We start from the raw sequence: 12778 nt of genomic DNA, 5'->3' as shown, positions 1-12778 counted from the left end.
CCCTAGACCCACGTGGTGTCGAAGCAGTTCGCGTCCACGTAGTCGCGGACCAGCGCCGGATCGCCGGACGAGGCCTTGGCGGCCGCGTCCCGCACGAACCGGCGCCCTGCCGTGTCGGCCTCCGGCGGGTACCGGGTCACGAGGTGCTCGATGGCGTCGAGCGCCGTGGCCGCGTGTGCCTGGTCTCCTCGTACGACCGCCGCGTCCCACGAGCGGTACCAGGCGCAGGTGTTCACGACCGCGAGTGCCTGACGTGCGAAGCCCTGCTCACCCTGAGCCGGCGCCGTCGCCTTGATCAGCGCCTCCAGGTCGGGCCGGACGTCCGGCGGCCATTTCATCGCCGAATAGAGCGAACGCACCTCGTCCGGATATCCGGCCGGTTCGGCCGCACTCGCGCCGCACCCCGTGGCGAACAACACCAGCAGGAGAACGAACCGCATTTTTCAGCTCACGTTCCAGCGGACGTTGCCGTTCCAGGTGTCCGTGGAGTTGCTGCCGTACGACTTCGCGGAAAGGCAGAAGACCGTGCTCGCGCGGAAGCCCGAGCCGATCCGCACGTACGGCGTCGGGTCCGCGTTCTGCAGCCTCACCGCGGATCCCTCGGCCCCGCCTGAGCAGCGACGCCACTTGACGTCGATCTCGGGCCCGTCGGTCTTGCGCACGTAGATGTTGCTACCGCCGACGGTCACCGTCCGCTGGGTGCCGTAGTTGACCCACTCGCCTTTCCGCAGATTTCCGGAAAGACCGCTTTCACTCGCGCTGGCGGGCACGGCGGTGGCGACCAATGCGCCGATGATTCCGACCGCGACCAGGAACGTCTTTTTCACCACTGTTTACTCCCCAGGCTCGGGAACTGAACGCGATGAAAAGTAGTGACGACGACCTGAACCGGGATACCGCCGGAAGAGCAGCGGCCGCCCAGGTCGAAAGACACTTGGATAATCACCAACTAGGCCGAGAGGGTGACGACAAGCCACCAGCAGGGTGCCGTCGAACACCGTGAACGCCGGAGGTGCGGGCAAAACGAAGGAGGGGCCACACCGGCGGCGTGACCCCTCCTCCAGATGAACATCAGACGACCGCGCGCTCCTCCGCGAAGTGGCAGGCGGCCAGGTGACCGTCGTTGCGCACCTTGAGCTCGGGAACCTCGGTGGCGCAGATGTCCTGCGCCTTCCAGCACCGCGTCCGGAACCGGCAACCCGAGGGCGGGTCGATCGGCGACGGCACGTCACCCGTCAGGCGGATGACGTCACGCCGGCCGCGCTGGGTCGGGTCCGGCACCGGCACGGCGGACAGCAGCGCCTGCGTGTACGGGTGCATCGGGTGCTCGTAGATCTCTTCCTCGGTGCCGACCTCGACCATCTTGCCGAGGTACATCACCGCGACGCGGTCCGACAGGTGGCGGACCACCGACAGGTCGTGCGCGATGAACACGTAGGACAGGCCCATCTCGGACTGCAGGTCGCCCAGCAGGTTCATGACCTGCGCCTGGATCGACACGTCCAGAGCGGACACCGGCTCGTCGCACACGATCACCTTGGGCTTCAACGCGAGCGCGCGGGCGATGCCGATGCGCTGACGCTGACCGCCGGAGAACTGGTGCGGGTACCGGTTGATGTGCTCCGGGTTGAGCCCCACGGTCTCCAGCAGTTCCTGGACCTTGCGCCGCCGGTCGCCCTTGGGCGCGACCTCGGTGTGGATCTCGTAGGGCTCCCCGACGATGTCGCCGACCGTCATGCGCGGGTTCAGCGACGTGTACGGGTCCTGCAGGACGATCTGGATGTCGCGGCGCAGCTTGCGCAGCTCCGCGCCCTTCATCGCGAACATGTCGCGACCTTCGAAGCGCGCGAGGCCCGACGTCGGCGGTTCCAGGCGCATCAGCACCTGGGCCAGCGTGGACTTGCCGCAACCGGACTCGCCCACCACACCGAGGGTCTCGCCCTTGTTGAGGGTGAACGAGACGCCGTCGACGGCCTTGACGTGGCCCACGGTGCGCTTGAACAGCACGCCGACGCGGACCGGGAAGTGCTTGACGAGGTTCTCGACCTCGAGGATCGCCTCAGCCACGAGCGACCACCTCCTCCGCGATGTGGCACCGGCTGGTGCGGCCCATGCCGAGGTTGTGCACGGTCGGCACCTCGGTCGAGCACCTGTCGAACACGCGCGGGCAGCGCGGGTTGAACGGGCAGCCCGGCGGGATGTTGGTCAGCGACGGCGGCAGGCCCTTGATCGTCTTGAGCTCCTGGCCGCGCAGGTCCACGCGGGGCAGGGACTCGAGCAGCGACTCGGTGTACGGGTGTCCCGGCGCGCGGAACAGCTCGTAGACGTCGGCGTGCTCGACGATGCGGCCCGCGTACATGACCGAGATCCGGTCCGCGACGTCGGCGACGACGCCGAGGTCGTGGGTGATCAGGATCATGCCCATGTCGCGTTCCTTCTGGATCTCCGCCAGCAGGTCCATGATCTGGGCCTGCACGGTGACGTCCAGCGCGGTCGTGGGCTCGTCCGCGATCAGCAGCTCCGGGTCGAGCGCCAGCGACATCGCGATCATCGCGCGCTGCCGCATACCGCCGGAGAACTGGTGCGGGTAGTCCGAGACGCGACCCTTGGCGTTCGGGATCTTCACCTGGTCGAGCAGTTCGACGGCGCGCTTGCGGGCGTCCACCTTGGACATCCCGCGGCGGACCTTGAGCTGCTCCTCGATCTGGAACCCGATGGTGAACACGGGGTTCAGGGCGGAGAGCGCGTCCTGGAAGATCATGGCGATGCCCTCGCCACGCACCTGACGCCGTTCCTCCGCCGACTGGGTCAGCAGGTCCTCACCGCGGAACTTGATCGAACCATTGGTGATGAACCCCGGCGGCGTGTCCAGGATGCCCATGATCGTCTGGGCCGTCACGGACTTGCCGGAGCCGGACTCACCCAGCACAGCAAGGGTTTCGCCCGCGGAGACGTGGTACGAAACGCCGTTGAGCACCTTCGCGACACCGTCGCGGGTGCGGAATTCCACGTGGAGATCCTCGACCTCCAGCAATGGCTGAGTCACCGGATTCCCCTAACGGGACTTGGGGTCGAGGGCGTCGCGCACGGCGTCGCCCAGCATGACGAACGCGAGGACCGTGATGGTCACGAAGCCCGCGGGGAACAGCAGCATGTGCGGGGCCGACTGGAAGTAGTCGCGCGACTCCGAGATCATCACGCCCCACGACACGACCGGCGGACGCAGGCCGATGCCGAGGAACGCCAGCGTCGCCTCGGCGCCGATGAAGGCACCCAGGGCGATCGTCGCGTACACCAGCACGGGCGCCACGGTGTTCGGCAGCAGGTGCCGGAACACGATCCGCAGCGGGGACGCGCCGAGCCCGCGAGCGGCCTTGACGTAGTCCTGCTGCTTCGCCACGAGCGTCGCCGAACGCATGATGCGCATGGCCACCGGCCACGACAGCACGGCGATCGAGAGCACCACCTGCGTGATGATCCGGAAGACGCCGGGGTTCTCCGTGGGCGCGTTGAGCGTCGTCAGGATGACGATCGCACCGAGCACGAACGGGATGCCGGCGAAGATGTCGCTGAAGCGCGACAGCACGCTGTCGATCCACGTCTTCGCGTAGCCGGCGATGATGCCGATGGTCGACCCGATCAGCACGGTCAGCAGCGTCGCGAAGATGCCGACCAGCAGCGACGCGCGGGCGCCGTGCATGGCACGGGCGTAGACGTCGTAGCCCTGCAGGTCGTAGCCGAACCACGCGTCGCCCGAAGGCGGCTGCAGCGACTTGTCGAGATCGGCCGCACGTGGGTCGACCGACGTGAACAGCGTCGGCCAGATCGCCATCAGCACGATGACCGCGATGATCACCAGCGAGATGATGAACGTGGGCTTGGTGCGCAGCTCGCCCCACGCGTCGCTCCAGAGCGAGCGCGGCTTCTTCTGCTTCTGCGACGAGTCGTCGACGTGGCTGAGCTGGTCGACACCTGCCGCCGCGGACGCCTCGAGTCCGGTTCCGCCGGACACGGATCCTGGGTCACTCATAGCGAATCCTCGGGTCGAGAACGGCGTACAGGAGGTCGACGATCAGGCTCATCAGCAGGTAGACGAGGACGAGCAGGGTCACGATGCCCGTGACCATGATCCCTTCCTTCTCCTGGATGCCGCGGAAGATCAGGCCACCGATGCCGTTGATGTTGAAGACGCCCTCGGTGACGATCGCGCCGCCCATGAGGCTGCCGAGGTCGGTGCCGAGGAACGTGATCACCGGGATCAACGAGTTGCGCAGCAGGTGGATGCCGACGACGCGGCTCTGCGGCTGGCCCTTGGCGATGGCCGTGCGCACGTAGTCGGCGCGCCGGTTCTCGACGATGCTCGAGCGGGTCAGCCTGGCCACGTAGGCCATCGAGAGACTGCCGAGCACGAAGCCGGGGAGGATCAGCTCGCCGAACGTCGGATCGGAGCTGACCGAGGTGTCCATGATGTCGAAGCCCTGCGGGCCGAGGTAGAGCCGCAGCACGAAACCGGTGACGAAGACCGGGAGCGAGATCAGGAACAGGGTCGAGACCAGGACGAGGTTGTCCAGGAAGCCCTGCTTGCGCAGACCGGTGAGGACACCGGCGACGATGCCGATGACGGCTTCGATGATCAGCGCGATGATGCCCATCTTGAGCGTGATCGGCCACGAGGTGGCGATCTGCTCTCCGACGGAGACACCGTTGAAGGTGGTGCCGAAGTCACCGACGAGCAGGTTGCCCAGGTACTTGAAGTACTGGATCACCAACGGGTCGTTGAGGTTGAGCTTCTGGCTCATCTCGGCGATGTAGGCCGGGTCACACGGCCGCTGGCCGCACTTGCCCGCGAAGGGGTCCTGCGGGATCGCCCAGACGAGGGCGTAGATCAGGAAAGTGGTCCCCAGGAAGACCGGTATCAGCTGCAGCAGACGGCGCAGCACATAGCGACCCATGAGGTCGGCTCCTTGCGTGGTGGGGGGCGCCCAAGGTCCTGAACACCGGTCCGGCCCCGCGCCCGTAACGCTCGAGGGACGCGGGGCCGGACGGTGTTGCTCAGAACTCAGGTGTTAGGCAATCAGGCCTTGACGCGGAACGACTCCAGGGCGCCCTGACGCTTGAACGACATCTTGGCGTCGAGCAGGTTCTTGGAACGGCCGCCGATGCCCTTCTCGTTCCAGGTCGGCATGGAGGGCAGGTCCTTGGCGATGATGTCCTCCGCCTGCTGGTAGATCTTGATCGCCTCGTCCTCGTTCGCCGTCTCGTCGGCCTTCTTCAGAAGGGCGTCGACCTCGGGGTTCGAGTAGTTCGAGTCGTTCGAGGAACCACCGGTGCGGTACAGCGGGTTGAGGAAGTTCTCGATCGACGGGTAGTCGGCCGACCAGTCCGAACGGCTCATGCCGGTCAGCTGCTTGCCGTCGACGATCTGGCGGAACGCACCGAAGTTGGTGGCACCGACGAACTCGCAGTCAACACCCAGCGCCTGCTTGATGCTGTTGCACGCCGCCTCGAGCGGCTCCTTGCGGCCACCGTCCTGGTTGGACTGGATGGTCAGCTTGGTGCCCTTGAAGCCGGACTCCTGGAACAGCTGCTTGGCCTTGGCCGGGTCGTACTTGCAGTACTCGCCACAGGTGTCGGCGCGGTAGCCCTTGATGCCGGGCGACACGAAGCTGGTGGACGGCACGTACGAGCCGGCCAGCACGGTCTTCGTGATCTGCTCCCGGTTGATGGCCATCGAGACGGCCTGGCGCAGCTTCACGTTCTTGAACTCGGGGATGTACTGCGGGAACGCGATGGCGCTCTGGCCGAGCAGGTTCGCGTTCACGACGGCGTCACCGAGGTCGGCCTTGTACTTCTCGCCGACCTTGGCCGACGGGGGCAGGGCCTCCATGAAGTCCAGCTTGCCCGCGACCAGGTCCTGGTACGCGGTCTCCTGGGAGGAGTAGATCTTGTAGTCCAAGGTCTTGAAGTGGACCTTGTCCTCGCCCTTGTAGTCGTCGAAGCGCTCCATCTTGATCAGCGCGTTCGGCGTGCGGGAGACGAACTTGAGCGGGCCGTTGCCGATCGGCTTGGCCTCGGCGGCCTTCGGGTCCGCGAAGAACGAGTCGGCCATCGGCGAGAACGGCGTGTAGCCGATCATCGTCGTGAAGACCGAGGTCGGGCCGTTGAGGGTGACCTTGAACTCGTAGTCGCCCACCAGCTCGAGGCCGGACATCTTGTCCTTGGCCGGCTTGGCGTTCTCGTCGGACGGGTGGACGTCCTCGAAGCCCGCGATCGGAGCGAAGAACGACGCGGCCTGCTGCGCGTTCGGCGCGTACGCGGCCCAGTTCCAGGCGTCGACGAAGTTCTTCGCCTTGACCTCGGTGCCGTCGTGGAACTTCCAGCCCTGCTTGAGCTTGATCGTGTAGACCTTGGCGTCACTCGAGGTGATCGACTCGGCCATCAAGTTGTAGGGCGCGCCGTCTTCGGTCTTGTAGCCGACCAGCCGCGAGAACAGCGAGTCGGTGACCTTGCCACCGCCGGCCTCGGTCGTGTTGGCCGGGAACAAGGTGCTCTTGGGCTCGGTGCCGTAGATGGACACCGTGCCGTCCGGGTTCTCCTTGCCATCGGTGGCCGTGTTGCCACCGCCACCGCCGCCGCATGCGCTGAGCGTCATGGCGAGCGCAGCTGGCAAAGCCACCCACGCAACCCGTGATCGCGACATCAGTCTCTCCCGCCTTTCCCCGGCGCCGCTCCGCAGATATTGCGTGCGCGCGCCTCCCCGGGAGGTCTCGTCCACCTCCCAAAACGTGAGAGGACGTTAACCGGGACGTCCAGCAGTACGCGCACTGAAATCGGTCACAAAGTCGTCACGATCACCTCAAGCGCACCTTAATTCGGCGCTAGACCAGCGAAAACGCGATGCCGTCGAGGATGTCGTGCTCGCTGCACACGAGCGTGCGAATTCCCGCGCGATTCTCGAGCTCCTCGGCAATCGCACGCAGTACCACCGCTCCACCGCAGATCACATCCACTCGACCGGGGTGCATGGGTCCCAGCGAGGCACGATCATCATGCGTCATGGAGAGGATACGGTCGGTGATTTCACGAACATTGTCAAGTGTGATCCTGCTGAGGTGAATATCGTCGCTGTTGTACACCTCCAGCCCTTGGACCAGGGCTGACAATGTCGTAACGGTGCCGGCGACGCCGATCCACGTCTTGGTCTTCTCGACTGGGACTACTTCGAATGCCTCTTTGACAGCCGCCCGCGCAAACGCTTCCGCTTGTTCGATTTCGTCCTTGGTGGGCGGATCGGACTTGATGAACCGCTCGGTCAGGCGCACGCAACCGATGTCCATCGACCTCGCGGCCTCCACCTCCGTGCCGCTGCCGAGGACGAACTCGGTGCTGCCACCACCCAGATCGGTGACGAGGAAGGGTCCCTCGTCCGGGTCGAGGTCGGCCACCGCGCCGAGGTAGGACAGCCTCGCCTCCTCGTCCCCGGTGATCACCTCCGCGGGCGCGCCGAGGATCGCCTCGGTCATCCCGAAGAACTCGTCGCGGTTGCTCGCGTCCCGCGTCGCGCTCGTCGCGACCATCCGGGCGATCTCCACGCCCTTGCGTTGCATCGTGCGCGCGTAGTCGAGCAGGGCCTGACGGGTCCGTTCGATCGCGTCGGGGTGCAACCGCCCGGTCGCGTCCACGCCCTGACCGAGCCGGACGATCTTCATCTCGCGATGGACGTCCCGCAGCCACGCGGTGCCGTCCTCGCGCTTCGTGACGTCGGCGACGAGCAGCCGGATCGAGTTGGTTCCGCAGTCGATGGCCGCGACCCGCGCCATGGGCACTCCTCAGTGGTTCCGATGTTCTTCGGCAAGCATCGCGTACACGAAGAGGTCGCCCCACTCGCCCTTGAAGATCTCGTTCTGCCGGAAGTGGGCCTCCCTGCGCATGCCGAGGCGTTCCATCAGGCGCCACGACGGCTCGTTGCGCGGGTCGCACTCGGCGACGATCCGGTGCAGGCCGAGCTCCTCGAAGCCGAGCCGGAGCAACTCCGCGGCGGCCTCGGTGGCCAGGCCCCTGCCCGCGAACTCCGGGTTGAAGCTGTAGCCGATCTCGCCCTGGCGGTTGTCCTCGTCCAACCATTTCAGGACCACGTCGCCGACGACGCGGTCCACCTCGGGCCAGCAGACGACCAGCGCCAGGCCCTTGCCCGCCTCGGTCAGCTCGCTCTCGGCCATCCGCTTGGCGATCAGCTCCTCTGCCTGCTGCCGGTCCAGGGCCTCGCCGTAGAGGTAGCGGTAGACGTCCGGGCGGGAGCGGTAGGCGAGGTAGTCGTCGAGGTCACCCGGCTCGAAGGGGCGCAGGACGAGGCGGGCGGTCTTCAGCGGGTAGGCAGGTTTGAGCACACCCCGCACCATGCCAAGGACCGCAGCCTCGTGCCTCGCGATTTTCAGCGGTGGAACGAACCCGCTCGCACGTCGTTGATGTCCATCGTTTCCATCCAACCGGAGAAGACGCGGGGATCGTCGACAGCGCCGGTGAAGCCACGACCCACCACGAGTTCACCGGTCAGGTTCGCGGGCTGGAGCCCGGTCCGCGTGTCGGACTGCCGCATGCCGTCGACGTAGAGCTCGACCGTGCCGGTGGTCGCGTCGAACGTCACCGCGAGGTGTGTCCAGTCGTTCTTCGGCACCCAGAAGTCGGAGAGGAGCACCTCCGCGTCCCACTGGAAGCTCCACCTGCCGATGTCCGGCCGGTAACCGAGCCCGAACGGCGCGTCGCCCAGCCCGAGAACGGTTCCCGCGACGTCGCCGGGCTCCCCGGCCCGCACCCAGGTGGAGAGCACGAACGACCGGTCGGTGCGCAGGTTCGCCGGACGCGGACCGGTCACCTGACCCGTCGAGTCGAAGCGCGCCCACTTGTCCACGCTCGTCAGGATCTGGTTCGGGTCGTCGGGGTCGAGCGGCGTGCCCGCCCAGGTGACGCCATCGGACAGCGTGGCGTTCTCGCCCGACACCTCGTCCTTGGTCGTCACGCCCTCGCGCTCGTCGAAGAGGTAACGGGCGCGCTCCACCACGAAGTTGTTGTGCTTGACCGCTTCGGCCGCGCCCAGCGCGCGGTCCCACACCTGGACGTGGTCGATCGTGGCCGGCGCCTGACCGGGCCCCAGAACGAACGGGCCGGACGCGTTCGCGAGCGTCTCGGCTGCCGTGCCTTCGAGCTTTCCGTTGATGTACAAGGAAGTCTTGCCCGGCTCATACGTGCCCAGCAGGTGCGTCCACTCACCCGCCTGCGGCGGCGTGGCGGAGGACGCCGTGCCGAACGACCAGCGGCCGTTGGCGTAGCCGAGGGAGAAACCGTTGCCCTGGCTTGCGATGGTGTAGCCGGAGTTCTGGTCTTCGAGCTTCACCCAGGCCGAGACGGAGAAGGCGCGTGCAGTGTCGACGATCGCGGACGAGGCCGACGAGGACGAGCCCGTGGTGGTGACCTGGCCGTTGTTCGAGTAACCGGGACCGAAGGTCGCGCCGTTCAGCGTCAGCGCGTGGCCGTGACCGGTGGTGTCGGCCGCGGTCGTGCCGTCGGTCTCGTCGAGGTTCCACACCGCCACAGGCCTGGACAGATCCGCGACCATGAAGTTGTAGATCTGGACCGGAGAAGGGCTTCCGGCCTTGTCGTACGCGCGCACGTAGAGCGAGTTCGTACCGCTCTGCGACGGCGTGATCGGCACGTCCACCGAGCCGTTCGCGTCGACCTGGTTGGCGGTGGTGTCGACGTTCAGCGACCAGCCGTAGCGGACGACGTCCGTCGAACCGCCGGGTGAGAACGTGAAGATGCCCGTGCGACCGGGGCTGCCGTGGAAACCGCCGGTCGGGTAGTCGGTCGACGAGACCACGGGCTTGTTCGGCGCGACGGAATCGACCTGGAACTCGCAGTTGCCGACCCACGGCGAGCGGTGCTTGCCGTCGCTCGTGCGGACCGACCAGCTGTAGACGCCGTTCTCGGCGAGAACGTTCTGCGGCACCGTGACTTCGGCGAACGAACCCGAGGGCACGGTGGTGGCCGTCAGTTCGGTGATGCGGGTCCGGCCCTGGCGCACGGTGAAGTCCGCGCTCAGCAGTCCGCTGCCGGACAGCTTCGCTCGCAGCTTCGGTGTGCGCGTGCCCACGGTGGGCCGGTCAGTGCCGGTGCGGCACGCCACCGTCTCGGTGCTCAGGTCCGTCGGCGTCGGACATGCTGCCGCGAGCGCGGTTCCGGCCGAGCCCACGAGCATCAGGACAGCGGTGAACGCGGGCAGAGCGAAGCTCCGCCCTCTGGCGTTGATCAACTTTTGCTTCCCCCGAGAAGACGGTCCCCGACCCGTGCTGAAGAACTATGAACGAGTCAGGACCGAAACGGAATACCTGAGGAATGCGGCCCACGCCTCACCGGAGACGGGAAGGTGGCTGGCCGGGGCCTTGCTGTCGCGGATGCCGACGCCGCGCCCGACCTCCACGCAGTCGCTCGCCTCCGGGCTGTAGCTGCTCTTACGCCACTCGGACATGCGGTACGCCTCCTCAGGCAAGCAAGGTTGTGATCAACCTCCTCGATTCTCCCGCATCCAAGGCCTCCTGATCCAACCGCTTCAACACGTCGGAGTAGCTGTCCAGCGATTCCTTGTCTTCGAGGAAGAGGCCCGAGTTCTGGCTCTCGATGAAGACGACCGGCTCGTACGTGTCGAAGTTGAGCTGGGTGAACGAGCCGGACATGCCCGCGTGCGCGCCAATGGCGATCGGCACGATCCGGAAGGTGATGTACTGCCGCACCAACATCACGTGGATGTGCGTTAGCTGAGCCCGCATCACCTCTGGACCGCCGACGGGCAGCCGAAGCGCCTGCTCGTGGACGTAGTAGACGAACTCCCTGCCAGGCCTCAAAATCGCCTGTCGATCGAGCTTCGCCCGGATCAACGCATCGATGTCGGCAGCCTTGATCTTGGCTGACTTCTCGCTCGCCGCGCGGATGTAGCTGGCGATCTGGAGATGGCCGGGCACGAGGTTCATCGACCACACGGTGATCTTGCTGGCGAGGCGTTCCTGAGTGATGAGCGAGTGCACCTGGTCCGGTACTCCGTCCTCGGGGAACAGCAGCCAGCCCTTCTCGCGCGACTCCCGGTAGAGCGCGACCAATCGATCGACCTCGGTGTACGGGACACGGCAGTACGAGAGCAGCCGGATCAGCTCGACCTCGGTGATGCCGCCCTTGCCGTTCACCGCGTCGGACATCTTGGCTTCCTGCCAGTCCAACAGTTCGGCGAGTCTGCGTTGGGTCATGCCGCTCTGTTCGATGGCGTCGCGGACGCCCTGACCGAACTCCCGGCCCACCACGCTCGAGTTGCGCTTCGGCATGCAGACGAAGCTAGGAGACGGACTCCCTTTCGTTCCAACGTTTCTGCCCGAATCGCCCCGAACGAAGTACGACTTGGAATCGTTCTAACGCGACACGCCGCACTAGCTCGGCGTACTCGTGACCAGACTCTGCGACGTCGTGCCCACCGAGCTGTTGGCGCTGCTGCTGCCGCTGTTGCTCGAGGACGACTGCTGCGGCGGAGTCGTCGGCTCCGTCTGCGGCGGGTTGTTCGTCGTCGTCGTGGTGGTCGTGGTGGTGGTCGTCGTGGTCGTGGTGGACGACGTCGTCGTGGTCGTCGTCGTGCACGAGGACGGCGGCGGAGTCGTGCTGGTGGTCGTGCTCGACGTGGTGCTGGACGTCGTGCCCGTGGTCGTGGTCGGGCAGTTCGGCGTCGTCGTCGTGGTGGTCGTCGTGGTCGTGGTCGTCGGCTGGGTCGTCTCGCCGGGGTTGCCGTTGTTCGGCGGGTTGCCCGTGTTGGGGTTGCCCGGCTGCGGGTTCTGCTGGTTGTTGCCGTTGTCCGGCAGCAGGGGCAGCGTGTCGACGTTCTCGCTGTAGTCCTTGGCCCACTGCAGGACCTTCGTCACGTACGCCTGGGAGTTGTTGTAGCGGAAGACGGCCTTCGCCCTGTCCTCCTGCTTGGTGAGGTCGCCGCCGCCCGAGCAGAGGTAGCGGCCGGCGCCCAGGGCGGCGTCGTAGATGTTGTTCGGGTTGACGGTGCCGTCGTCGTTCAGGTCGCCGCCGAAGCTCGCCCACGTGGACGGGATGAACTGCATCGGGCCGACCGCGCGGTCCCAGGTCGTGTCGCCGTCGAGGCGGCCGCCGTCGGTGTCGCGGATCGCGGCCATGCCGGGGGCGCCGTTGAGGACCGGGCCGAGGATCTTGGGGTTGGCGTCGCCGACGGCGTTCACGCGGCCGTTGCTCGCGTGGTTCGACTCGACCTTGCCGATGCCGGCGAGCAGCGCCCAGTCGAGGTTGCACCCTGGCACCAGCTCGGCCATCTTGTCCTCGGCGCGGAGGTAGGCCTCCACCATCACGCCGGGGATGTCGTGGACGCCGGGGACGTCGTCGAGCAGGCTGCCGTCGTCGTCGAACTCGCCGTCGTCGAGCTCGCCGTCCTCGAGGTCGGCGAGCAGCGCGGCGCTCAGCTCCTCGGACAGCGGCAGACGACCGCCGGCGCCCAGCTCGGACGGGTCGCGGTGCAGGGCTCCGTAGACGTCAGCGGGCCCTAACGAGACAGCGATGTCGTTGTGCTTGGCAAGGTTGACCCAGTCGACGAGCTTGGTGCCGACGATCATCGCGGGGGCGAGCATCGCAGCCAGCGCGGCGACGGCGAAGCCCTTTTGCCTAGGGCTCAACGCCGACGGTCCACGCAGTTTGGCCATTGCCACGAATTCTCACCTCTCGTGCGTCA

13 protein-coding genes are annotated in these 12778 nt (G+C 66.6%); all 13 read right to left on the bottom strand.

Going from position 1 to position 12778, the window contains the following annotated elements; genetic code table 11:
• Positions 1-2: 2 nt before the first annotated feature.
• Complete coding sequence (locus ACSHWB_RS18165) at positions 3-440, bottom strand: hypothetical protein (RefSeq protein WP_439663192.1); 438 nt, start codon at positions 438-440, stop codon at positions 3-5.
• Between the two features lie 3 nt (positions 441-443).
• Positions 444-827, bottom strand: coding sequence for a hypothetical protein (locus ACSHWB_RS18160; protein ID WP_093602676.1), 384 nt, complete (start codon positions 825-827; stop codon positions 444-446).
• A gap of 244 nt (positions 828-1071) precedes the next feature.
• On the bottom strand, positions 1072-2067 hold the full coding sequence (locus ACSHWB_RS18155) for an ABC transporter ATP-binding protein (RefSeq protein WP_439663191.1): 996 nt from the start codon (positions 2065-2067) through the stop codon (positions 1072-1074).
• Entirely contained in the window at positions 2060-3046 is a 987-nt protein-coding gene (locus ACSHWB_RS18150) for an ABC transporter ATP-binding protein (protein WP_439663190.1), read from the bottom strand. The genes ACSHWB_RS18155 and ACSHWB_RS18150 overlap by 8 nt, the downstream gene beginning before the upstream one ends.
• A gap of 9 nt (positions 3047-3055) precedes the next feature.
• Entirely contained in the window at positions 3056-4030 is a 975-nt protein-coding gene (locus tag ACSHWB_RS18145; RefSeq protein ID WP_439663189.1) for an ABC transporter permease, read from the bottom strand.
• Positions 4023-4952, bottom strand: coding sequence for an ABC transporter permease (locus ACSHWB_RS18140; RefSeq protein ID WP_439663188.1), 930 nt, complete (start codon positions 4950-4952; stop codon positions 4023-4025). Before ACSHWB_RS18140 ends, ACSHWB_RS18145 begins: the two co-directional genes overlap by 8 nt.
• A 122-nt stretch (positions 4953-5074) precedes the next feature.
• Positions 5075-6700 carry a peptide ABC transporter substrate-binding protein gene (locus tag ACSHWB_RS18135; RefSeq protein ID WP_439663187.1) on the bottom strand — a complete coding sequence of 542 codons (1626 nt, stop codon included), beginning with the start codon at positions 6698-6700 and terminating at the stop codon, positions 5075-5077.
• Between the two features lie 178 nt (positions 6701-6878).
• On the bottom strand, positions 6879-7820 hold the full coding sequence (locus tag ACSHWB_RS18130; protein WP_439663186.1) for a Ppx/GppA phosphatase family protein: 942 nt from the start codon (positions 7818-7820) through the stop codon (positions 6879-6881).
• A 9-nt stretch (positions 7821-7829) separates the two neighbouring features.
• On the bottom strand, positions 7830-8387 hold the full coding sequence (locus ACSHWB_RS18125; protein ID WP_439663185.1) for a GNAT family N-acetyltransferase: 558 nt from the start codon (positions 8385-8387) through the stop codon (positions 7830-7832).
• 44 nt (positions 8388-8431) lie between these two features.
• Positions 8432-10306, bottom strand: a complete 1875-nt coding sequence (locus ACSHWB_RS18120) for a LamG domain-containing protein (protein WP_439663184.1) — start codon at positions 10304-10306, stop codon at positions 8432-8434.
• Positions 10307-10351: 45 nt separating this feature from the next.
• Positions 10352-10522, bottom strand: a complete 171-nt coding sequence (locus ACSHWB_RS18115; protein WP_439663183.1) for a DUF397 domain-containing protein — start codon at positions 10520-10522, stop codon at positions 10352-10354.
• Positions 10523-10535: 13 nt separating this feature from the next.
• A complete protein-coding gene (locus ACSHWB_RS18110; RefSeq protein ID WP_439663182.1) occupies positions 10536-11342 on the bottom strand; it encodes a helix-turn-helix domain-containing protein in 807 nt (268 codons plus the stop codon).
• Between the two features lie 126 nt (positions 11343-11468).
• Positions 11469-12749: a lytic transglycosylase domain-containing protein gene (locus tag ACSHWB_RS18105; RefSeq protein WP_439663181.1), complete on the bottom strand. Its 1281-nt coding sequence runs from the start codon at positions 12747-12749 to the stop codon at positions 11469-11471.
• Positions 12750-12778: the final 29 nt, after the last annotated feature.

It is taken from the genome of Lentzea sp. HUAS TT2 (assembly GCF_051853195.1).
Lineage (GTDB): Bacteria > Actinomycetota > Actinomycetes > Mycobacteriales > Pseudonocardiaceae > Lentzea.
This window is presented reverse-complemented; position numbering and strand designations above follow the sequence as displayed.

Coding starts and splice junctions, on each gene's coding strand:
- ACSHWB_RS18165 (WP_439663192.1), bottom strand. CDS start 440: ATGCGGTTCGTTCTCCTGCTGGTGTTGTTCGCCACGGGGTGCGGCGCG.
- ACSHWB_RS18145 (WP_439663189.1), bottom strand. CDS start 4,030: ATGAGTGACCCAGGATCCGTGTCCGGCGGAACCGGACTCGAGGCGTCC.
- ACSHWB_RS18140 (WP_439663188.1), bottom strand. CDS start 4,952: ATGGGTCGCTATGTGCTGCGCCGTCTGCTGCAGCTGATACCGGTCTTC.
- ACSHWB_RS18135 (WP_439663187.1), bottom strand. CDS start 6,700: ATGTCGCGATCACGGGTTGCGTGGGTGGCTTTGCCAGCTGCGCTCGCC.
- ACSHWB_RS18130 (WP_439663186.1), bottom strand. CDS start 7,820: ATGGCGCGGGTCGCGGCCATCGACTGCGGAACCAACTCGATCCGGCTG.
- ACSHWB_RS18115 (WP_439663183.1), bottom strand. CDS start 10,522: ATGTCCGAGTGGCGTAAGAGCAGCTACAGCCCGGAGGCGAGCGACTGC.
- ACSHWB_RS18105 (WP_439663181.1), bottom strand. CDS start 12,749: ATGGCCAAACTGCGTGGACCGTCGGCGTTGAGCCCTAGGCAAAAGGGC.